Consider the following 20766-nt stretch of genomic DNA (forward strand, 5'->3'; position numbering starts at 1 on the left):
GCATACCGTCGGTCGCGGGCGGCGGACCGCGCGGCCCACCCGGTCACGACTACGCGTTCCACAGGATTCGGCGCCGCGCCGACCCGCCGGAGGATGCACGGGCCGGACACGCCCGCAGACGGGAGCACCCCCCATGCCGTACGTCACCGCAGCCGACGGGGCTCAGATCTTCTACAAGGACTGGGGGCAGGGCCGCCCGGTCGTGCTCAGCCACGGCTGGCCCCTGAACTCCGACAGCTGGGAGGCTCAGCAGCTGTTCCTGGCCAGGCACGGTTACCGGGTCGTCGCGCACGACCGGCGCGGGCACGGCCGCTCCACCCAGACCTGGCACGGCAACGAGATGAACACCTACGCCGACGACCTCGCCACCCTGATCGACACCCTCGATCTGCGGGACGTCACGCTCGTCGGTTTCTCCACCGGCGGCGGCGAGGTGACCCGCTATGTGGGGCGGCACGGCACGGGACGGGTCGCGCAGCTGGTGCTGGTCTCCGCCGTGCCGCCGTTCATGCTCAGGACCGACGACAATCCCGGTGGCGTACCCGTCGAGGTGTTCGACGCGATCCGCGCCGGGTCGCTCGCCGACCGGTCGCAGCTGTACCGGGACCTCGCCGACGGCCCGTTCTTCGGGAACAACCGGCCCGGGGCCCACGTGTCCCAGGGTGTGCGGGACGCCTTCTGGCTCCAGGGCATGCAGTCCGGACACCGGAACGCGTACGAATGCGTCGCGGCCTTCTCCGCCACCGACTTCCGCGCCGATCTCGACGCCGTCGACGTGCCCGCCCTCGTCGTCCACGGCGACGACGACCAGGTCGTGCCGTTCGAGGTCGGCGGCAGGGCCTCGGCGGCCCGGATCAAGAACGCGACGCTGAAGGTCTATCCCGGGGCCCCGCACGGCATCACGGACACGCACAAGGACCAACTCGGCGCGGACCTGCTGGAGTTCCTCAACTCCTGAGCGTCCTGTGCACCTCGCTGGAGTTCCTGGAAGGAGAACGATGAGCAGTCCCGACACGATCGTCCTGATCCACGGCTTCTGGGTGACGCCCCGGAGCTGGGAGCACTGGATCGCCCACTACGAGAAGCGCGGTTACCGGGTCCTCGCCCCGGCCTACCCGGGCTTCGAGGTGGAGGTCGAGTCGCTGAACGCCGACACCTCTCCGATCGAGAAGGTGACGGTCCCCCAGATCGTCGACAGCCTGGTCGCCCTCGTCCAGGGTCTCGACAAACCGCCGGTCCTCATCGGCCACTCCGCCGGCGGTGTCTTCGTCCAGCTGCTCCTCGACAGGGGCCTCGGCGCGGCGGGCGTGGCGATCAACTCGGCGCCCACCGAGGGCGTCGCCGTGCTGCCGCTGACCCAGATCAAGTCGGCGTTCCCGGTGCTGAAGAACCCCGCCAACCGGCACCGCGCGGTCGGCCTCACCTTCGAGCAGTGGCACTACGCCTTCACCAACACCTTCCCCGAGGAGGAGTCGAGGGCACTGTACGAGCGGTACGCCGTCCCCGCGTCCGGCGCCATCTTCTGGGACAGCGCCCTCGCCACCCTGCGGCCGGGCCACCAGAGCACCTATGTGGACTACCACAACGAGGACCGGCCACCGCTGCTGTTCGTCTCGGGCGAGAAGGACCATCTGATGCCGCCCAAGGTGCAGCAGTCCAACGCCAAGCACTACAAGTCGCACACGGTCACCGAGGTCAAGGAGTACCCCGGGATGCCTCATCTGCTGCCCGCCGCGCCCGGGTGGGAGGCGGTCGCGGACGACGCCCTGGACTGGGCGGTCGCGCACGCGCGCTGAACTCCCGTGCCCGGGGCGGCCGTCGCCGCGGCCGCCCCGGGCCTTTGTCCGGAAGGGATCCCCGTATGACCGGCGTCCGCGTCACGCACATCGGCGGCCCGACCACCCTGATCGAGGTCGGTGGCCTGCGGCTGCTGACCGATCCGACCTTCGACCCGCCGGGCCGCCGCTACGCGTTCGGCTGGGGCACGTCGTCGCGCAAGACCGCGGGGCCCGCCCTGCCGGCCGCCGAACTGCCGCCGGTGGACGCGGTGTTGTTGACCCACGACCACCACGGCGACAACCTCGACGACGCGGGCCGCGCCCTTCTGCCGGGCGTCGAGGTCGTGCTCACCACTGTGTCCGGGGCGCGACGCCTCGGCGGCAACGCGCGGGGCCTGGCTCCCTGGGACACCTGCAAGCTGTCCTCCCCCGACGGCACGACCGTCGAGGTCACCGCCACCCCCGCCCGGCACGGCCCGCCGCTGTCCCGTCCGGTCGTCGGCGAGGTGACGGGCTTCGCCCTCGCCTGGCCCGGTCAGCGGCACGGGGCGCTGTGGATCTCCGGCGACTCGGTCCTCTTCGCGGGCGTACGGGAGGTGGGCCGGCGGCTGACCGTGGGCACCGCCCTGCTCCACCTCGGCGGCGTCGGCTTCCCGGTCACCGGCCCGCTCCGCTACACGATGACCGCCGCCGAGGCCGTGGACGTCTGCCGACTGCTGCGTCCCCGTACGGTCGTGCCGGTGCACTACGAGGGGTGGAGTCACTTCCGTGAAGCCCGCGCGGCGGCCGAGCGGACCTTGGCCGGGGCCCCCGCCGAGGTGAGGGACGTGTTCCGCTGGCTGCCGATGGGGACGGCGACGGAGCTCAGCGTGTGAGGGCCCCACCCTCGTCGGCCGCCTCCAGCAGGTCCAGCGCCCGCTCCCAGGGGAACTCCCCGCGCCCGCCGTCCTCCTCGGCCCCACCGGCGTACGGGTCGCCGAACCTGACGCCCATGCCGCGCAGCCGCTCCAGGCTCGCGCGGTACGCCGGGTGGGCGGCGAGGGCGTCGGCGACACAGGGCAGCACGGCGATCGGGACGCCCAGGCCGCACGCCTCGCACAGGGTGCCGACCGCGAGGGTGTCGGCCATTCCCGCGGCCCACTTGTTGACGGTGTTGAAGGTGGCCGGCGCGACCACCACGGCGTCCGGAGGCGGGAAGGGGCGGGCGTCGCCCGGTCGCCGCCAGGCCGAACGGATCGGGCGGCCGGTCTGCGCCTCGACCGCGGCCGCGTCGAAGAAACCGCCCATGGCGACGGGGGTCGCGATGACCCCGACCTCCCAGTCGCGTTCCTGGGCGGCGGTGATCAGCTTGCTGACCTCGGCGGCGATGCCCGCCGCGCAGACGACGACGTAGAGGAAGGGTCGCCCGCCCTGTCCGGGCCCGCCTCGTCCTGGCCGGCCTTCGGCCGTGTTCGCAGTCGCAGTCACCCTCCGACCCTACTGAACCGGGGTCACCCGCCGGGCGCTCTCTCGACGAAGCGTTCGACGTCCGCGGCGGTCGGTCGGAGCAGCCCGTCCCGTACGGCGAGGGCGGTGGCCTCGGCGCGGGAGGCGGCGCCGGTCTTGCGCAGCAGATGCTCGACATGGGTGTGCACCGTGCGCGGGGACAGGAACAGCGCCTCGGCGATGGCCTGGTTCGTCCGGCCGGTGGCCGCCCGGGTGAGCACCTCCAGTTCCCGCGGACTGAGCCCGTACGGCAGGGGGGCGGGCGTCTCGTGGACGAGGACCGCGCGGCGTACCACGGCCGTGCCGAGGGTGTGGCGGCGCAGGGTGACGCGGTACCAGTCGGGGCCCACGGGCCACAGCAGGCGCAACCGGGTGCCGTGCGAGTCGGCGAAGGCGCCGAGGAGACGACGGAATTCGGCGTCCCGGAGCACCACGGCGGGGTCCCGGCCCGGGAGTTCGAGGATGTCGTCGTCGACGACGAGGCAGGCCCCGCCGTCCGCCGGGAGATCGTGGAGGGCGCCCGCGTGCGCGGTGGGGTCGACGAGGACGCCCAGTGCGGGCAGCAGGGATGCCAGCAGATGGCGGGTCTCGGTGTCGTAGGCGTCGGGGGTGGCGGTGGAGAGGGTGACCAGACCGACGAGTCGACCGTGGTGGCGCAGGGCGCCGGTGACCGCGTCGCGGACGCCCGCCGGGCGCATCCGCTCGGCGTAGAACCAGCCGTCGCGGTAGCGCTCGCCCGGGTCCTCGACGTCCTCGCAGATGGAGGGCGGGATCTCGCTGCTCAGGACGTTGGCGTACCAGGGGGTCGAGACGAACTCGGCGGCCAGTGCCTCGGAGACGTCGGCGTCGTAGCCGACGCCCGCGACCTGGACGTGGGCGCCGGTGATCGGATCGATCTCCAGGAGGGTGGCGGCGTCCAGGGGCAGGGCGCGGCCGAGTTCGCGCAGGGCCTCGGCGCAGGCGGCGGCGGTGTCGCGTTCGCGGGTCAGCATGCCGATGCGGGTGGCGGCCGCGAGCTGGTGGTGGGTGAGCATGCGAGCCTCCCGGGGCGGCCCCGAGACCTGCACCGGCCTCGGGGCCGCCCCGGGACCGGCAGGTCTTTTGGACCCTAACGATATGCGGGCGGGGTGCGGTGGACAAGAAGGTGAGCGATCCGTGAAAGCCGGTGGCCCGCGGACTCGGTATTTGTACGGATGGTGGGGCGGGGCGCCGGGGTCTTTTCTGTTCGGCACAGCAGGACGCCCGCCGCTGACGGGCCCCGTCCCCCTTGGAGATCCCCGCCATGACCAGACGCCACCCTTCCGTCACCCCGGCCTCGCGCAGGCAGTTCCTCACGTGGTCGGCCGGCGCGCTCACCGCGACCGGGCTGGCCACCACGGGCTGCAGCGCCCCGGAGAGCAGCTCCGGTGCGGCGAAGGCGGCGGACGCGTCCCCCTCCGCGAGGAAGCTCACCCAGATCGGCCTCGACTACCCCTTCACCCAGATCCCGCTCTACAGCACCCTGGTGAAGCTCTCGACGGCAGCCGCGAAGAAGCACGACGTCGAGCTGTTGACGACGAGCGACGCGAGCAACCCCGACACCCAGGCCAGCAACCTCAACACCTGGGTCACGCGGAAGATGCAGGCGATCGTGTCGTTCCCGATGGTCTTCGAAGCCACCGAGTCGATCGCCGAGGCCGCGCTCGACGCGGGCCTGATCTGGGTGACGTACGGCGGGACGCTGGAGAGCCAGAGCGCCGACATCCAGTTCAGCTTCCGCGAGAGCGGCACGCTGCTCGGCGAGTCGGCCGCCAAATGGGCCAACGAGGAGCTGAACGGCAAGGGGAAGATCGCGTTCCTGGTCGACAACACGATCGAGCTCGGCCGGGAGCGCACGAAGGGCATGATCGACGCCTTCACCGAGCTCGCGCCCGGTGTCGACGTGGTGGCGCAGGAGCAGGCCATCGACCCCGACACGGGGCTGTCGAAGTCCAGCGCGCTCCTCGCCAAGCACCCCGACCTGAACATCATCCTCGGCATCACGGACGCGGCGGCGTACGGCGGGTTCAAGGCCTTGCAGCAGGCCGGGCGGAAGAAGGACGACAGGAAGACGTTCGTCGGCGGCCAGGACGGCTCGGCCCCCTCGCTCCTCGCCATCAAGCAGGGCACGTTCTACCGGGCCTCGTCCGCCCTGGCCCCGCTGGACATCGCCAACGCGATCGTCGACGTGCCGCTCGCGGTCGCCGCCGGGAAGGCGGACCCGAGCGTCCAGGTGCCGGTCAAGCTGGTCCAGGGCGGGGACACGGCTGAGATCGACGCGCTGCTCGCCCAGAACGGGTAGGGCCGCGCGATGGCCGACATGAGCGACGCGCGAGGGGCGACCGCGGCAGCCGGCAGCCCCAGGGATCCCGGGGCGGCGAACCCGCCGAACCTGCGGATCTCCTCCCTCGGCAAGTCCTTCGGCGGGGTGCGGGCGCTGGACGGCGTGGACCTCACCGTGCCCGCCGGCCAGGTGCACGCCCTGCTCGGGCACAACGGCGCCGGCAAGTCCACGCTGATCAAGTGCCTGGGCGGGGCGTTCCCGCCGGACGCCGGGACGATCGAGGTGGGCGGGGTCCCGTACGCCCGGCTCAGTCCGCGCGAGTCGATCGCGGCGGGGGTGGCGATCATCTTCCAGACGCTCAGCGTCGTGGACTCCCTGACCGTGGCCGAGAACATCTTCCTCGGCCAGGAGTGGACCCGGTACGGGCGGGTCGACCGCCGGGCCCAGGAGAAGGTGGCCGCCGAACTCCTCGACCGCGTCGCCGCGAGCTGCTCGCCGCGCGACCGGGTGGGTGAACTGCCCATGGGCCAGAAACAGTTGGTCGAGATCGCCAAGGCCCTCAGCCGCAGCGCCTCGGTTCTGGTCCTCGACGAGCCCACGGCCGCCCTCTCCGGCGCCGAGAGCGACGCCCTCGCCACCCGGGTGGAGGACCTGCGCGCCCAGGGCCTCGCCATCGTCTACGTGACGCACCTCCTGGCCGAGGTCGAACGCCTCGCGGACGCGGTGACCGTCCTCCGCGACGGCCGCGTCGCTCATACGGCGACCGGCGTCCACGGCCGCCACGACCTGGTGCGGGCCATCACGGGAGTCGGCGCACCGGGGCCGTCGACACCCACCGGGACGGGGCCACGCGGAACCTCCGCACCCGGTACCGGTTCGGCCCCCTCCGCCCGCCGCTCCCCCGTGCCCGCCCGTCTCACCCTGCGCGGCCTGCGCGGCCCCGGTTTCGGGCCCGTCGACCTCGTCGTCGGTGAGGGCGAGGTCGTAGGCCTGTACGGGCTGATCGGGTCCGGGCGTACGCGGGTGCTGGAGACGTTGTTCGGCAGGCGGCCGGCCGAGGGCGGCAGTGTCCACGTCGGTGAGCGTGCCGTCTCCCCCGCCCGCCCCGCCGACGCCCTCGCCGCCGGGATCGCGCTGGTGCCTGCGGACCGGCGGACGCAGGGCCTGTTCGCGGGGCTGAGCGCGCAGGACAACGTCCTGTTGCCGAGCGTGCGCACGCTCAGCCGGCGCGGGGTACGGGCCCTCCGCGCGGAGCGGCGGGTGTTCGATTCGCTCGCCGAGGCGGTGGGGCTGCGGCCCGCGCGGCCGGGGCCACCGGCCTCCTCGTTCTCCGGCGGCAACCAGCAGAAGCTGCTGCTGGGCCGCTGGATCAACGAGGCCAGGACCGTCGACGTCCTGCTGCTCGACGAGCCGACCCAGGGCGTCGACGTCGGCGCCCGTCAGGAGATCTACGACGTCGTGTCCGCACTCGCCGAACAGCACGGCACGGCCGTGCTGTTCGCCTCCAGCGACCCGGAGGAGGCGGCCGGCCTCGCCCACCGCTGTCTGGTGGTCGACCGGGGCCGGATCGTCGCCGAACTCTCCGGCCCGGATCTCACCGAGGCGTCCCTGCTCGCGGCCGTCCACGACGCGGGGCCCCCGCCTCGACAGCCGCACCACCCGGACGGCGCCGCCACCGAGCCGCCCACGTCCACCCCCTCCCACGAAGGAGCAGCATGACCGCCGTGACCGCCGCCGAGCGCGTCGTCCCCGGCCCGCGCGCACTGGCCGCGCACGGGCTCTCCACGGTGCGACGCCATCCGCTGATCGTCGTCCTCACCCTGCTGGTGCTGGGGTTCCAGCTGTCCACCGGCAGCTTCCTCGACGCCGGGAACCTGCGCGGGATCGCCACCGACGCGGCGGCCCTCGCCATCGTCGCCGTGCCCCTGGCCCTGTTGATCATCAGTGGCTACCTGGATCTGTCGGTGGGCTCGACGCTGGCGCTGGGCGCCCTGACGGCGGGCTGGCTCGCCGGGGAGCAGGCCCAGTCCCCCGTGGTCGCCGTCCTCGGGGCGCTGGCCGTCGGCGCGGCGGTCGGGGCCGTGAACGGAGTGCTCTGCTGCTATCTGGGGCTGTCGCCGTTCATCGTGACGCTGGGCATGCTGGCGGCGGTGCGCGGCCTGGCACAGCAGCTCTTCCCGCTGCCGCTGAGCGGCTTCGGCGACGGCTTCGCGTGGCTGGGCGGGGCACGGATCGCCGGGATCGCGGCCCCCGTGGTCATCGCCGCCGTCGTCCTGGTCGCCGGGGCGCTGTTCCTGGCGTACACGCCCACCGGACGCCATGTGTTCGCGATCGGGGTCAACCGGGAGGCCGCGTATCTCTCCGGCATCGATGTCCGCCGTACGCCGTTCGCGCTGTTCGTGGTCACCGGTACGGCCGCCGCGCTGGCCGGGGCGATCAAGGCGTCCGTGCTGGACAGCGTGGTCGCGGGCACCTCGGGCGCGGGTTTCGAGCTGACGGTGCTCACGGCCGTGCTGCTGGGCGGGGTCGCCCTGAGCGGCGGCTCCGGTTCGGTTCTCGGGGTGCTGCTCGGCGTGCTGTTCCTGGGTTGCCTGCAGAACGGGCTGACACTGCTGAGCGTGCCGACGTTCTGGCAGCAGATGGCGCAGGGCGTGGCGCTGGTGGCGGGCGCGGCGCTCGCCTTCTTCGGCCCGCGCGCGGCCCGGTGACCGTCACCCCGGGGCCTTCCCGTACTCCCTCGCATGCAGACACCCCAGAGAGGTCCTCGTGAGCGACACTTCCCCCACCCTGGTCCTGACCGGCGGTCAGGTCATCACCGTCGACGCCGGCTTCTCGGTCGCCGAGGGTGTGGCCGTGCGCGGTCGGGAGATCGTCGCGGTCGGTACGGACGCCGAGATGCGCGCCCTGGCCGGGCCGACGACACGGATCGTGGAGCTGGCCGGGCGTACCGTGCTGCCGGGCATCAACGACTCGCATCTGCACGGCGCCGCGTACGGCCTGTCCAAGCCTCCGTTCGCCCTGGACGTCGGCCACCCGGCGGTGGGGTCGATCGCCGACATCGCGGGGGTGGTGGGCGCGGCGGCGCGGGCCGCCGCGCCCGGCGAGTGGATCGTCGGCCTGGGCTGGGACCCGGGCTATCTCGCCGAGTGCCTCGCCGAGCCGGGGCGACTCCCGCACCGCGCCGACCTGGACGCGGTGGCGCCCGGCCACCCCGTCTGTCTGACCGACTTCTCCCAGCACATGGTGTGGGCGAACAGCGAGGCCCTGCGCCGCTGCGGGATCGACGCCGACACCGTGGCACCCGACGGCGGGGTCGTCGACCGCGACCCCGACGGCCGGCCCACCGGCATCCTGCGCGAGGCGGCCGGCGTCCTCCTCCAGGCCGCCCTGCCCTCCCCCACGGTCGCCCAGCGCCGCCAGGCCATCCGCAACGTCGTCGCCGAGCTCCACTCGCGCGGCATCACCAGCTACACCGAGCCGGGTCTCGGCCCCGGCGGCGCCGAGACCCTGTTCGGCGGGCTGAGCACCGACAACTGGACGGCGTACGCGGACCTGGCGGCGGTCGGCTCCCTGCACGCCCGGGTCAGCGTCCTCCTGCTGCCCGCGCCCATGGGCGGCTCCGCCGACGACGTCCGCAAGGGTCTGGCCGAGCTCCACCGCCCGGAGTCCGCGGACCCCCGGCGGCTGAACGCCATCGGCGTGAAGATCTTCGCCGACGGCGTGCCGCCGAACCGTACGGCCTGGATGAACGAGCCCTACGTCGGCGGCGGACACGGCTCCCTCTGCGTGCACGGGCGCACGCCCGATCTGCAGGTCGACGAGTTGTTCGACATGATCCGGATCGCGCACGAGGCCGGTTACCAGCTGGGGGTCCACGTCACCGGCGACCGGGCCATCGATCTCGTGGTGGACGCGTTCACGGCGGCGCAGGAGGCGGTGCCGCGCGCCGACGCCCGGCACTACGTCATCCACGGCGACTTCATCGGTGCGGACAGCCTCGCCCGGCTGGCCGCGCACGGCTACGGCGTCAACATGAACCCCGCCATCAAGTGGACGATCTCCGATCTGATGGCGGAGGTCGTGGGCACCGAGCGGTCGGCGTACCAGTGGCCCGCGCGCTCCGCCTTCGACGCGGGGGTGGCGGTGTGCGCCAGTTCGGACGCGCCGATCACCGAGCCCGACTGGCGGCAGGGCGTCGCCGGGATGCTGCTGCGCGAGTCGAAGGCCAGCGGCCGGGTCAGCGGTCCCGAACAGCGGGTGGAGCTCGCGGAGGCGCTGCGGGCGTACACGATCAACCCGGCGCGGCAGGACTTCGCCGAGGAGTGGAAGGGGTCCGTGGAGGTGGGCAAGGTGGCCGACCTGTGCGTACTGGACCGGCCGCTGCTCGGTCTCGACCCCCACGAGATCACCGGCGTCGAGGTCGACATGACGGTGTTCGACGGCGGGGTCGTCTTCGAGCGCTGAGCGGGCACACGACGCGGCCGGCGCCTGGATCCAGGCGCCGGCCGCGTCGTGTCGTGCCGTCGGTCATGCGGCGGGTCAGCCGGTCAGTGCCGTCACCCGCCGGATGACCTCCTTGCAGAAGGCGCCGACCCCGTCGGGGTCGTCGATGAACTGGTTGGGCTTGACGCAGAAGGTCGTGAAACCCTGCTCCAGCTGCTCGGGGATCGAGGCGAGGGCCGCCCCGAGGTCCGCCGGGGAGTGGTCGTCGGGGAAGACCGCCTGGGTGCCGCCGATCATCTCCAGTTCGGCGGCGTCCCGTCCGGCGGCGGTCATGGCCTCGTCGAGCGCCTTGAGGTCGTCCGGGGTCGGGCGCCCGAGGGGGTGGAAGCCGTGGCCGTGGCGGACCAGCCGGCGCAGCACGGGGCCGTGCAGGCGCTGCCCGCCGAACCACAGCCTCGGCCCCTCGGGGCGGTACGCCTTGGGCTCGAAGTAGACGTCCCGGAACGGGTAGTGCTCGCTGTCGTGGGAGATCGGTGACGGCCCCCAGGCCTTGGCCCAGACCTCCAGGTGCTCGTCGAGCAACCGGCCCCGTCTGCCGAAGGGCACCCCGAGCGCGTCGTATTCGTCCCTGCTCCAGCTGACGGTGGGCTGCACCAGCAGCCGTCCTTCGCTGAGCAGGTCGAGGGTGCCGAGTTCCCTGGCCATCAGCAGGGGGTGGCGCAGTGGGGCGAGGACGGCCGCGGCGGCCAGGCGCAGGCGTTCGGTGACGGAGGCGATGGAGGCGAGCAGGAGAAGGGAGTGGGGCCAGGGGGTGTACGGGTCCTGATTGCCGGGGAGGGCGTAGTCGCGAGGATTGCCCATGACGCCGTCGGCGGCGGCGTCGGGGCCGAGCACGATGTGTTCGCTGACCATGACGGAGTCGAAGCCGGCGTCCTCGGCCTCGCGGGCCCACCGTACGGCGGCGGGCAGGTCGGCCCGGCCGCCGGTGAGGGTCCAGTTCTCGCTGAGGACCAGCAGCATGCGGGGGGTGGTGCTCATGGTGGATTCCCTCTCCTCCGTACAATTTGATCCCGAATGACCGAACGACCGTACGACCGAACTATCGAATGTCCGCACGAACGACGGACCCGGACCGGGGGTGGCCGCAGTGGGCCCTCCATGTCCGGCCGTGACACCGAAGGAGCACCCGTGCCCGGCCAGCGATCCATCACCGAAGCCGAGAAGCTCGCCGCGGCGAAGCTCGGGGACTTCCCGATCCGCCGGGACCAGATGGCGGCGGTGGCGAACATCTACCGGGCCGCCTCGGCGGTGCGGCAGCACCTGGAGAACTCCGTGCTGCGCGGTTCCGATCTGACCTGGACGGCCTTCGTGGTGCTCTGGGTGGTGTGGGTGTGGGGCGAGTCCGAGACCCGGCACGTGGCCGAGGAGGCGGGCATCTCCAAGGGCACGCTCACGGGTGTGGCCCGGACGCTGGAGTCGCGCGGGCTGGTGCGGCGGGCGGACCACCCGACGGACGGCCGGCTGGTACTGCTGGCCCTCACCGAGAAGGGCGAGGAGCTGATGCGGCGGGTGTTCCCGGCGTTCAACGAGGAGGAGGCCTTCGTCACCGGGCAGCTCAGCGACGCGGAGTGCCGGAGCCTCGCGGAGGGGCTGCGCAGTGTCGTGCTCCAGGTCGAGGAACACGGCGAGGAGCGCCGCCGCACCCTGCTGAACGGCGCCGAGCCCGCGCCCCGGCGCAGTGGCCGCCGCCCGAAGGCGTGACGGCTCCACGCTCGACACACCTCTTCGTCCACCCTGGACCTTCCTTATCGTTTGGATTCAAACAAGATAGGTGGATGTTGAATTCACGGTCAAGGGCCAACGGCTGACCGGCCGCGCGCGCTGCCGGTCATGCTCCTAATTCGCTTGCGGGGGCGGAGCACCGGGCCCGACGATCTGCCCATGCTCATCCATCACGCCTCCCCGACGCCGTCCCTCGCCACCGCCTCGTCGGTGCGGGGGCAGCAGCAGTCGGGCCGACCGTGGGAGCCGACACCGCCCCGGTCGTGACGGCCGCGCTCGTCACGGGGCTCCTCGTCGGCTATGGCATCGCCATCCCCGTCGGAGCCGTCGCGACCTACCTCGTCTCCCTCACCGCCCGCACGTCCCTGCGGACCGGAGCGTGCGCCGCACTCGGCGTCGCGACGGCCGACGGACTGTACGCCCTGCTCGCCGCCCTCGGCGGTACGGCCCTCGCACACGCCCTGCAACCGGTGCTGACCCCCCTGCGCTGGGCCTCCGCCCTGGTCCTCCTCGCGCTGGCGGCACGCGGCGCGGTCGGGGCCGTACGCCAGTACCGCGCCCGGCGCCTCCCCACCCGCGCGCAGCGGGACCCGGTCGGCCCGGCGCGTGCCTACGTCGCCCTTCTGGGGATCACCCTGCTGAACCCCACCACGGTGGTCTACTTCGCCGCGCTCGTGCTCGGCAGCCGCGCCGCCGACGCCGTGAGCCCCCTGGAGCAGGCCGTGTTCGTCCTCGCCGCGTTCCTCGCCTCGGCGAGCTGGCAACTGCTGCTCGCCGGCGGCGGCGCCCTGCTGGGCCGCGCGCTGACCGGGCACCGGGGACGGCTGGTCACCGGCCTCGTGTCGAGTGCCGTGATCGCGGGACTGGCGGTGCTGATGCCGTAGCGGGCGCATCCGCTCGCCAAGCTCCGCCAGTGCGGCCGCTGCCTGGTCGGCACAAGTCCCGCGCCGGCGTGGCCCGATGAGGATTATTGCGCGAGGGGCCGGGTGTTGAATACGAGGAACAAGTCTGTACGCGACAGCAAAGGGACGGTTGTCATGCCTCTTGAGGGCGAGTACGTGCCCAGCCCCACCCAGTGGGTGCGCGAGCAGGTCGAGTTGTACGAGAGCTCCGGCGGCACGCAGGGGACGACGCTGCTGGACACCGGTCTGCCGGTCATCGTGCTCACGACGCGCGGCGCGAAGAGCGGGAAGATCCGCAAGACCCCGCTGATGCGGGTGGAGCACGAGGGTCGGTACGCGGTCGTGGCCTCGCTGGGCGGCGCGCCCAAGCACCCGGTCTGGTACCACAACATCAAGTCCGACCCGCTGGTGGAGCTCCAGGACGGGCCCGTCCGGCAGGACATGACCGCGCGTGAGGTCACCGGGGACGAGAAGGCCGAGTGGTGGGACCGGGCGGTCGCCGCGTATCCGACGTACGAGGACTACCAGAAGAAGACGGACCGGGAGATCCCCGTCTTCGTGCTGGAGCCGGTGGACGGGTGACCGTTCCCCGGCCGGGCCGGGGACGCGGGCGCGGGGAAGCCGGAGAAAAAACCTTCGTTTCGTCGCGCATGGTCCCCGGCTCGCCGGGCACCCGAGTCTCAGGCCCCGCCGCGTTCCCCCGTCGCGGCGGGGCTTTCCGCTGCCCGCTCCCCCGGCCCCGTCTTCTCCGTCACGTCGAGGAAGATCTGGTCGGCCTCGGGGACGACGTGGGCGATGGAGCGCTTGATGCGGACGGCGACCAGCTCGACCTCCTCGCTGTCGAGGCCGGGCACGAGGTCCACGCGCGCGGCCACCAGGGTCGAGTCCAGGCCGAGTTGCATGGTGAGCAGTGCCTCGACGGTGTCGATCTCGGGCTGTGCCTCCAGCAGGGAGCGGATCTTCCGGCTGGGTTCGGGGTCGGCGGCGACCCCGATGAGCTGTTCGCGGGCGTCCCGGCCGAGCCAGTAGGCGACGTACACGAGCAGGGCCCCGATCGCGAAGGAGGCGGACGCCTCCCAGATCACCTGACCGGTGATCATGTGCAGGGCCATCCCGGCGATCGCGAGGGTCACGCCGAGGACCGCCGTGCCGTCCTCGGCGACGACCGTGCGCAGCGCCGGGTCCTTCAGCCCGTCGACGCCGCCCTGCCGCCGCACCTGGTGCAGGGCGCGCAGCAGTGAGGCGCCCTCGGAGAGGAGGGCCACGCCGAGGACGGCGATACCGGCCACGTAGCCGCCGTAGGACTCCGTACTCCCGGCCGTCAGGGCGTGGACGGCCTGGTAGAAGGAGAAGCAGCCGCCCATCACGAAGATGCCGACGGCGGCCAGCAGGGACCAGAAGAAGCGCTCCTTGCCGTAGCCGAAGGGGTGCCGGGCGTCGGCGGGGCGGCGGCTGCGGCGCAGCGCGGCGAGAAGGAAGACCTCGTTGAGGCTGTCGGCGACCGAGTGGGCGGCCTCCGACAGGAGGGCGGGCGAGCCGGCGAGGAGCCCGCCGACGGTCTTGGCCACGGCGATCAGGAGATTGGCGCCCAGGGCGACGAGGACCGTGATCCTGGTCCTGCGGTCGGCCCGTGTCCCGCCCTGTTCCGGGGTTCCCGGCCCTTCCAGAACCGCCCCGCCCCGCTCGTCCGCCGTCTCGGTGTCTGTTGGTGTCCGGGTCACCTTCGCCGCTTGCCCCGACCGGACGCGCTCACACCGTGGGGGTCGCGGAAATCGGGGAACCCTCATCAGGGCAGACGTATCCGGACGGGCCGGGAGGACGGACGGCATGAGTGTCGGTGAGGGCAACGAGGCGTACGGGCGGAAGACGTTCAAGAGGTCCAGGAGCCACTTCGCGGACCGGATCACCGCCGACGGCCGCGACGGCTGGCCGGTGGAGGCGGGCCGCTACCGGCTGGTGGTCAGCCGGGCCTGCCCCTGGGCGAGCCGGGCGGTGATCTCGCGACGGCTGCTGGGCCTGGAGGACACCCTGTCGATGGCCGTCGCCGACCCGATCCAGGACGACCGGAGCTGGCGGTTCACGCTGGACCCGGACGGCCGCGACCCGGTGCTCGGCATCCGCTTCCTGAAGGAGGCGTACGACGCGCGGGAGAACGACTACCCGGGCGGGGTCAGCGTCCCGGCGATCGTGGACGTGCCGAGCGGTCGACTGGTCACCAACGACTACCAGCGGATCACCCTCGATCTCGCCACCGAGTGGCGCGACCTGCACCGCGAGGGCGCGCCCGACCTGTATCCGCTAGCCCTGCGCGACGAGATCGACACGGTGATGGCCGAGGTGTACGAGGACGTCAACAACGGCGTCTACCGGGCGGGCTTCGCCACCGGACAGGAGGAGTACGAGGAGGCCTGCGCCGGGGTGTTCCGGCGGCTGGAGGCGCTGTCGGCGCGGCTGGCGCGCCGGCGTTATCTCGTCGGTGGGACGATCACCGAGGCGGACATCCGGCTCTTCACCACGCTGGTGCGTTTCGACGCCGTCTACCACGGTCACTTCAAGTGCAACCGCTGGAAGCTGACGGAGGACCCGGTGCTGTGGGCGTACGCCCGTGATCTCTTCCAGACCCCCGGATTCGGCGACACCGTCGACTTCGACCACATCAAGCGGCACTACTACCAGGTGCACACGGGCATCAACCCGACCGCCGTGGTGCCACTCGGGCCCGATCTGGCGGGCTGGCTCGCCCCCCACGGGCGGGCTGATCTGGGCGGCAGCCCGTTCGGTGACGGCACGCCGCCGGGGCCGGTGCCGGCCGCCGAGGTCGTGGCCCCGCAGGGTCGTCCCTGAGGGGACGACATCACGACGCCAAGGAGGAGGAGCAGATGTCCAAGAAGAAGAAGCTGCCCGTCGCCTACAAGCCGATCGGCTTCGCGCTGGGCTGGGTGAGTGGTGCGGTGGCCTCGGCCGCGTTCCGCAAGACCTGGAAGCTGATCCGGCACGAGGACGACGCGCCCGACGCGCTGGACCGGGACCGCGGCTGGGGCGAGATCCTGCTGGCCGCTGCCGTCCAGGGCGCGATCTTCGCCGTCGTGCGCAGCGCGGTGGACCGCACGGGCGCCAAGGCCATCGAGCGGTCCACCGGGGTGTGGCCGGCCCCCGAGAAGGGAGGCCGGGACTGACGTTCGAGGGCTGGTCGGGCGGCCCCGCGTGGGCCGCCCGACCGCTTTCTCGGGCCCGCTTTCTCGGGCCCGCTAACCCTGCTTGGGGGCCGTGGGGTGTTCACGGCGCAGGGTGAAGGAGTGGCCGGCCGGGTCGGAGTAGCCGCGCTCCTCGAAGGGTCCGCTCGCCTCCTTGGTGTCGACGGGACGTCCGCCGAGGGACACGATCAGCCGTTCGGCCTCGTCCAGGTCCTCTACGTAGAAGTCCAGATGGGCCTGGAGGGAGTTCTCGGGGCGGGGCCAGCTGGGCGGGGTGGCGTTGACGTCCCGGCGGAATGCCATCCGGGCACCGCAGGCGCCCTCGATCTCGACGCGGTTGGCGGTCGCGTCCGTCTCCTGGGCGTCGAGCAGTTCCTTGTAGAACACCGCGAGCTTCTCCGGCTCGGCGCAGTCCAGCACCACGAGGCCCGCCTGTACCAGTGCCATGTCTCCTCCGTACGGGATCCCGGGCGCGGGGGACGGTCCGCCGCCGCCCATACGCTCCCCGGGTACCCTCCGGTCACAGATTCAGCCGCAGTGTGAGCGCCTGGGGACGGAACGTCTCCCGCTCGTAGAACCGGATGGCGTCGGTGTTGGCGGCCGAGGCGGTCACCTCCGCGTGTGCCGCGCCCCGCTCCCGCGCCCATGCGAGGAAGGTGTCGACCATGCGGGCCCCGACCCGGGACCGCCGGTGCTCGGGCCGGACGTACAGCGCCATGAGGGTCGCCGAGCCGACGGGCCGCATGGCGGTGGGACCGGACATCGCTCCCGACAGGTGACCGACCACCTCGCCGTCGCTCACGGCGGCCAGCAGCAGCCTGCCGGGGTCCTTCAGGGCGGCCGTGAAGGCCTCGGCACCGTGCAGGCGCGGCCAGTCCACGTTCAGGCTCGGGTCCCGCTCCCCGCCGTCCTCGGCGAACAGCAGGGAACTGGAGACGACGATCCCCGGTACGTCCTCGGCGCGGGCGCGCCGCACGATCACCTCTTGCTCACTCATGGACCGGAACCTAGCGGCCGGCTCTGACAATCCGTCGGCATCGGTCCCTGCCTCCCCGACTGGACTTCCTGGACAGTCGTCCAGCTATAGTGGACACCTGCCCAAGAAGTTCGGGAAGCATCGAGTGAACTACGGAGTCTGCTGACCATGGAGATCCTGGCGAACGTGCTGGTCGCGCTGGTGGCCCTGCTGCACGCGTACATCCTGGTGATGGAGATGTTCCTGTGGCAGAAGAAGCCGGGGATGTCCTTCCACGGGCTGGACGCCGAGATGGCGCGGCGGACGGCCTCGCTCGCCGCCAACCAGGGCCTCTACAACGGCTTCCTCGCCGCCGGTCTGGTCTGGGGCCTGATCGCCGACGACCCGACCGGATTCCGGGCGCAGATCTTCTTCCTGTCCTGTGTGATCGTCGCGGGCGTGTACGGCGCCGCCACCGCCAACCGCCGCATCCTCGTCGCCCAGGCCCTGCCCGGCGCGCTGGCCCTGGCCGCCGTCCTCGTCGCCGGATGACCCCCGAGGAGCCCCGGGCCACGGAGGACCCCCGGGCCTCCCGCACCCGGGCCAGGCTGCGGGAGGCCCTCCTCGACGAGTGCGCGCGGCACCCGCTGCACGAGGTCAGCGTGGCCGCGCTGGTCCGCCGGGCGGGGGTGGGCCGGGCCACGTTCTACGTGCACTACCCGGACCTGGAGGCGCTGGCCGTCGACGCCTGCGCCGATGTCGTACGGGAGGCCGTGGAGGCGCTGCACGCCTGGCGGGGGCGCCCCGACCCGGTGCACGCACCGGCCGCCCTGCCGGAGTTCTTCGCCGGTCTCGCGCCGCACGCCGCCCTGTACCGCGCGCTGCTGGCGCCCGGTGGCGGCGGACCGCTCGGCCGGGTCCTGCACCGGGACCTGCGCGCCTACAGCCTGCGCGAGCGCGAGCTCGCGGGTGCCGCGGACGCCCCGCTGGTGGCCTCCGCCGTGGCGGCGACCTTCGCGGGGGTCCTCGCCGACTGGCTGCACGGCCTCCTCGACGGCACCCCGCGGGAGATCGCCGACCAGGCGTGGCAGTTGCTGGTCGCACTGCACCGCAGCCGCTGAGCGCGGGGACGTGCGCCGCCCTCGGCGCCCAGGGGCTCGTGACGCCCGGACAGCCCTGTGGGTGACCTGGTGTGTCCAGGTCACCCACAGGGCCGAGGTCACGCAGGGAGGACGTGCCCCGGCGGGAGATGGCTTCTCAGGCGTCGGGGGCGGTCAGAAGGTCAGTACCGGCTTGATGCTCCTGCCGCCGCTCATGTCCGCGACCGCCTGGCCGATGTCCTCGAACTTGTAGCGGCTGATCAGCCGGTCGAGCGGGAGCTTGCCCTCCTTGACGAGCTGGACGAGGACCGGGATGGCGGTCTGGATCTCGTTGTCGCCGAGGGTGAGGCCGACGACGCGCTTGCCGCCGAGCATGCCGTTGACGTCGAGGGAGACCTCCGTGCCGAACGGCGGTGCGCCCACGATGACGAGAGTGCCGCGCGCGGCGAGGGCATCGACGCCCTTGCGGAGCACGAAGACGCTGCCGGTGGTCTCCACGACCCCGTCGGCGCCCCGGCCGCCGGTGATCTCCATGATCGCCTCGGCGATGTCCTCGACCTCGCTCGCGTTCACCGTGTGGGTGGCGCCCAGCTCCTTGGCCAGGTCCAGCCGCTCACCGACCTTGTCCACGGCGATGACCGTCGTCGCGGGGGTGAGGGCCGCCGCCATCACGGCGGAGAGACCGACCGCTCCGGCGCCGAGGACCACGACCGTGCTGCCCGCGCGGGGCTCCAGCACGTTCCAGACCGCGCCGACGCCGGTCTGGACGCCGCAGCCGAGCGGGGCGATGGAGTCCAGCGGTACGTCCGGGTCGACCTTGACGAGGCCGCGCTCGTCGACCAGTGCCCGCTCGGCGAACGAGGACTGGCCGAAGAAGTGGCCGCCGAGGTCCTCGCCGTCGCGGCTGATGGTGCTGGTGCCGTCGGCGCGGCGACCGCCCAGCAGGTTCAGCGGGAGCCAGGTGGCGCAGTACGCCGGGTGTCCGTCACGGCAGTTCTGACAGCCACCGCAGGACGTGAAGGACAGGACGACGTGGTCGCCGGGCGCGACCGAGGTGACACCCGGGCCGACGGCCTCGACGACACCGGCGCCCTCGTGGCCCAGGACCCCGGGGAGCGGGAAGGGCAGCGCGCCGGTGGCGACGGTGAGGTCGGTGTGGCAGAGCCCGGCGGCGACCATGCGGACCAGGGCCTCGCCCGGTCCCGGCTGGTCGAGGACGACCTCGGAGAGGGTGAAGGGCGCGCCTCCGGACTCGACCACGGCGGCACGTGTGGTGGTGGACATGCTCATGAACTCCTTGTTCTGTCGGTGAGCCGCCGGACGCGTCCCGCGGCTCACCGGGGTGATCCCGGGGAAGGTGCTCAGTCGAGCGAGACGACGACGGACTTGACCTTGGTGTAGGACTCCAGGGCCTCGGGGCCGTACTCGCGGCCGAAGCCGGAGGCCTTCACCCCGCCGAAGGGCACGGCGGGGTCGAGCATCGGCCAGTCGTTGATCCAGACGATGCCGGCCTGGAGGCGGTCGGCCACGCGGTGGGCGCGGGTGAGGTTCGTGGTCTGGATGCCGGAGGCCAGGCCGTACGGCGTGGAGTTGGCCAGTTCGACGGCCTCGTCCTCGGAGTCGAAGGGCTGCACCGTGAGGACCGGCCCGAAGACCTCCTCCTGCACGACCCGGGAGTCGTTGGCGAGGTCGGCGATGACGGTCGGCTTGTAGTAGTAGCCGCCGTTCAGGTCCAGGCGCTCGCCGCCGCACACGATCCGGCCGCCCTCCTTGCGGGCCAGCTCGACGTACTCCTCCACCTTCTTCAGGTGCCGCTCGCCGGCCATCGGGCCGATGACGGTCTCCGGCTGCCGGGGGTCGCCGATGGGGACACCGGGCACGGCGTCGGCGAGGATGCCGACCACCGTGTCGTGGACCGAACGGGCGACGAGCAGGCGGGGGCCGCCCATGCAGAACTGGCCGGTGTTGTAGACGAAGCCCCCGATGATGGCGCCGATGGCCTTCTCGAGGTCGGCGTCCTCGAAGACGATGTGCGCCGCGTTGCCGCCCAGCTCCATGGTGACCTGCTTCAGCCCCTCGCCGGCGACGCTCGCCGCGTGCCGGCCGGTGGCGGTGGAGCCGGTGAAGGCGATCTTGTCGACACCGGGGTTGCGCAGCAGCGCCTCGCCCGCGACCGGGCCCGTCCCGGTGACGACGTTGTAGACGCCGTCCGGGACGCCCGCCTCCTTGAGGAGGCCCGCCATGTAGAGGGCGCTGAGCGGGGTCTCCTCGGCCGGCTTGTGCACCACCGTGTTGCCGGCCGCGAGGGCGGGGGCGATCTTGGTGCCGGCCAGGATGAGCGGGAAGTTGAACGGGGTGATCGCGCCTACCACACCGATCGGGCCGCGCCTGGTGTACGCGAGGCGGTTGTTCGGGACGTCGCGGGCGGAGCCGTCCAGGGACCAGGCCAGGGAGGCGTAGTACTCGTAGTCGTTGGCCGCGTTCGTCACGTCGACGGCGTGGGCCAGGGTGATGGGCTTGCCGACGTCACGGCTCTCCAGGGCCGCGATCTCGTCGGCGTTCTCCCGGATCAGCTGGGCGACGCGGTTCAGGATCCGGCCGCGCTCGCGGCCGCTCAGTCCGGACCAGGCGCCGTTGTCGAAGGCCTCGCGCGCGGCGCGCACGGCGGCGTCGACGTCGGCGGCGCCCGCCTCCGCGACCGTCGTGACCACCTGGCCCGTGGACGGGTCGATCACGTCGGTGCGCGCCCCGTCGGTCGCCTCACGCCACTGTCCACCGATGAACAGCCGCCCGGGCTCGTTCTCGAAGGTGGTCGTCATTGCCCA

At 72.6% G+C, this 20766-nt stretch carries 22 protein-coding genes; 14 read left to right on the plus strand and 8 right to left on the minus strand.

Going from position 1 to position 20766, the window contains the following annotated elements; translation table 11 throughout:
• Window positions 1-133: 133 nt before the first annotated feature.
• The 3 genes from K1J60_RS02555 (at window position 134) to K1J60_RS02565 (ending at window position 2653) form a co-directional block, all read left to right on the plus strand.
• Window positions 134-958, plus strand: a complete 825-nt coding sequence (locus K1J60_RS02555; RefSeq protein WP_220644702.1) for an alpha/beta fold hydrolase — start codon at window positions 134-136, stop codon at window positions 956-958.
• 40 nt (window positions 959-998) lie between these two features.
• Window positions 999-1796 (plus strand): alpha/beta hydrolase, encoded by a 798-nt coding sequence (locus K1J60_RS02560; RefSeq protein WP_220644703.1) that lies wholly within the window; start codon window positions 999-1001, stop codon window positions 1794-1796.
• A 65-nt stretch (window positions 1797-1861) separates the two neighbouring features.
• Window positions 1862-2653, plus strand: a complete 792-nt coding sequence (locus tag K1J60_RS02565) for an MBL fold metallo-hydrolase (RefSeq protein ID WP_220644704.1) — start codon at window positions 1862-1864, stop codon at window positions 2651-2653.
• On the opposite strand, the gene K1J60_RS02570 is transcribed toward K1J60_RS02565, so the two are convergent.
• Both K1J60_RS02570 and K1J60_RS02575 read right to left on the minus strand, forming a co-directional pair.
• Entirely contained in the window at window positions 2643-3245 is a 603-nt protein-coding gene (locus K1J60_RS02570) for a flavoprotein (protein WP_220644705.1), read from the minus strand. The two genes, K1J60_RS02565 and K1J60_RS02570, sit on opposite strands and share 11 nt — an antisense overlap.
• A 23-nt stretch (window positions 3246-3268) precedes the next feature.
• A complete protein-coding gene (locus K1J60_RS02575) occupies window positions 3269-4297 on the minus strand; it encodes a helix-turn-helix transcriptional regulator (protein ID WP_220644706.1) in 1029 nt (342 codons plus the stop codon).
• 248 nt (window positions 4298-4545) lie between these two features.
• Here K1J60_RS02575 and K1J60_RS02580 point away from each other — a divergent pair, with 248 nt between their 5' ends.
• Genes K1J60_RS02580 through K1J60_RS02595 form a run of 4 tightly spaced genes read left to right on the plus strand, consistent with a single transcriptional unit; the run spans window position 4546 to window position 10029 of the window.
• Complete coding sequence (locus tag K1J60_RS02580; protein WP_220644707.1) at window positions 4546-5583, plus strand: sugar ABC transporter substrate-binding protein; 1038 nt, start codon at window positions 4546-4548, stop codon at window positions 5581-5583.
• An 18-nt stretch (window positions 5584-5601) separates the two neighbouring features.
• Window positions 5602-7284 carry a sugar ABC transporter ATP-binding protein gene (locus tag K1J60_RS02585; RefSeq protein ID WP_220644708.1) on the plus strand — a complete coding sequence of 561 codons (1683 nt, stop codon included), beginning with the start codon at window positions 5602-5604 and terminating at the stop codon, window positions 7282-7284.
• Window positions 7281-8273: an ABC transporter permease gene (locus K1J60_RS02590; RefSeq protein WP_220644709.1), complete on the plus strand. Its 993-nt coding sequence runs from the start codon at window positions 7281-7283 to the stop codon at window positions 8271-8273. Before K1J60_RS02585 ends, K1J60_RS02590 begins: the two co-directional genes overlap by 4 nt.
• A 58-nt stretch (window positions 8274-8331) precedes the next feature.
• Complete coding sequence (locus K1J60_RS02595; RefSeq protein ID WP_220644710.1) at window positions 8332-10029, plus strand: amidohydrolase; 1698 nt, start codon at window positions 8332-8334, stop codon at window positions 10027-10029.
• Between the two features lie 75 nt (window positions 10030-10104).
• On the opposite strand, the gene K1J60_RS02600 is transcribed toward K1J60_RS02595, so the two are convergent.
• On the minus strand, window positions 10105-11046 hold the full coding sequence (locus K1J60_RS02600) for an LLM class flavin-dependent oxidoreductase (RefSeq protein WP_220644711.1): 942 nt from the start codon (window positions 11044-11046) through the stop codon (window positions 10105-10107).
• A gap of 150 nt (window positions 11047-11196) precedes the next feature.
• Between K1J60_RS02600 and K1J60_RS02605 the strand changes: the two genes are divergently transcribed.
• From K1J60_RS02605 to K1J60_RS02615, 3 genes are all read left to right on the plus strand, one after another.
• The gene (locus K1J60_RS02605) at window positions 11197-11769 is read left to right on the plus strand and encodes a MarR family winged helix-turn-helix transcriptional regulator (protein WP_220644712.1); all 573 of its coding nucleotides are present in this window, start codon (window positions 11197-11199) and stop codon (window positions 11767-11769) included.
• 284 nt (window positions 11770-12053) lie between these two features.
• Window positions 12054-12674: a LysE family transporter gene (locus K1J60_RS02610; protein WP_220651237.1), complete on the plus strand. Its 621-nt coding sequence runs from the start codon at window positions 12054-12056 to the stop codon at window positions 12672-12674.
• A 153-nt stretch (window positions 12675-12827) separates the two neighbouring features.
• Complete coding sequence (locus tag K1J60_RS02615; RefSeq protein ID WP_220644713.1) at window positions 12828-13274, plus strand: nitroreductase family deazaflavin-dependent oxidoreductase; 447 nt, start codon at window positions 12828-12830, stop codon at window positions 13272-13274.
• A gap of 98 nt (window positions 13275-13372) precedes the next feature.
• On the opposite strand, the gene K1J60_RS02620 is transcribed toward K1J60_RS02615, so the two are convergent.
• Window positions 13373-14413 (minus strand): cation diffusion facilitator family transporter, encoded by a 1041-nt coding sequence (locus K1J60_RS02620; RefSeq protein WP_259407526.1) that lies wholly within the window; start codon window positions 14411-14413, stop codon window positions 13373-13375.
• A gap of 106 nt (window positions 14414-14519) precedes the next feature.
• Here K1J60_RS02620 and K1J60_RS02625 point away from each other — a divergent pair, with 106 nt between their 5' ends.
• Both K1J60_RS02625 and K1J60_RS02630 read left to right on the plus strand, forming a co-directional pair.
• Window positions 14520-15536 carry a glutathione S-transferase family protein gene (locus K1J60_RS02625; RefSeq protein WP_220644715.1) on the plus strand — a complete coding sequence of 339 codons (1017 nt, stop codon included), beginning with the start codon at window positions 14520-14522 and terminating at the stop codon, window positions 15534-15536.
• Between the two features lie 35 nt (window positions 15537-15571).
• The gene (locus K1J60_RS02630) at window positions 15572-15868 is read left to right on the plus strand and encodes a DUF4235 domain-containing protein (RefSeq protein ID WP_220644716.1); all 297 of its coding nucleotides are present in this window, start codon (window positions 15572-15574) and stop codon (window positions 15866-15868) included.
• 72 nt (window positions 15869-15940) lie between these two features.
• Here the strand turns inward: K1J60_RS02630 and K1J60_RS02635 are convergent, their stop codons facing one another.
• Together K1J60_RS02635 and K1J60_RS02640 are read right to left on the minus strand one after the other, a co-directional pair.
• Complete coding sequence (locus K1J60_RS02635) at window positions 15941-16333, minus strand: VOC family protein (RefSeq protein ID WP_220644717.1); 393 nt, start codon at window positions 16331-16333, stop codon at window positions 15941-15943.
• A 73-nt stretch (window positions 16334-16406) separates the two neighbouring features.
• A complete protein-coding gene (locus K1J60_RS02640) occupies window positions 16407-16883 on the minus strand; it encodes a GNAT family N-acetyltransferase (RefSeq protein WP_220644718.1) in 477 nt (158 codons plus the stop codon).
• Between the two features lie 147 nt (window positions 16884-17030).
• Here K1J60_RS02640 and K1J60_RS02645 point away from each other — a divergent pair, with 147 nt between their 5' ends.
• Complete coding sequence (locus K1J60_RS02645) at window positions 17031-17393, plus strand: DUF1304 domain-containing protein (protein WP_220644719.1); 363 nt, start codon at window positions 17031-17033, stop codon at window positions 17391-17393.
• Window positions 17390-17962, plus strand: a complete 573-nt coding sequence (locus K1J60_RS02650; RefSeq protein ID WP_220644720.1) for a TetR/AcrR family transcriptional regulator — start codon at window positions 17390-17392, stop codon at window positions 17960-17962. The genes K1J60_RS02645 and K1J60_RS02650 overlap by 4 nt, the downstream gene beginning before the upstream one ends.
• Window positions 17963-18115: 153 nt before the next feature.
• On the opposite strand, the gene K1J60_RS02655 is transcribed toward K1J60_RS02650, so the two are convergent.
• Window positions 18116-19225 (minus strand): NAD(P)-dependent alcohol dehydrogenase, encoded by a 1110-nt coding sequence (locus K1J60_RS02655; protein WP_220644721.1) that lies wholly within the window; start codon window positions 19223-19225, stop codon window positions 18116-18118.
• A gap of 77 nt (window positions 19226-19302) precedes the next feature.
• A complete protein-coding gene (locus tag K1J60_RS02660; protein ID WP_220644722.1) occupies window positions 19303-20760 on the minus strand; it encodes an aldehyde dehydrogenase family protein in 1458 nt (485 codons plus the stop codon).
• Window positions 20761-20766: the final 6 nt, after the last annotated feature.

The organism is Streptomyces akebiae, from assembly GCF_019599145.1.
Classification (GTDB): domain Bacteria; phylum Actinomycetota; class Actinomycetes; order Streptomycetales; family Streptomycetaceae; genus Streptomyces; species Streptomyces akebiae.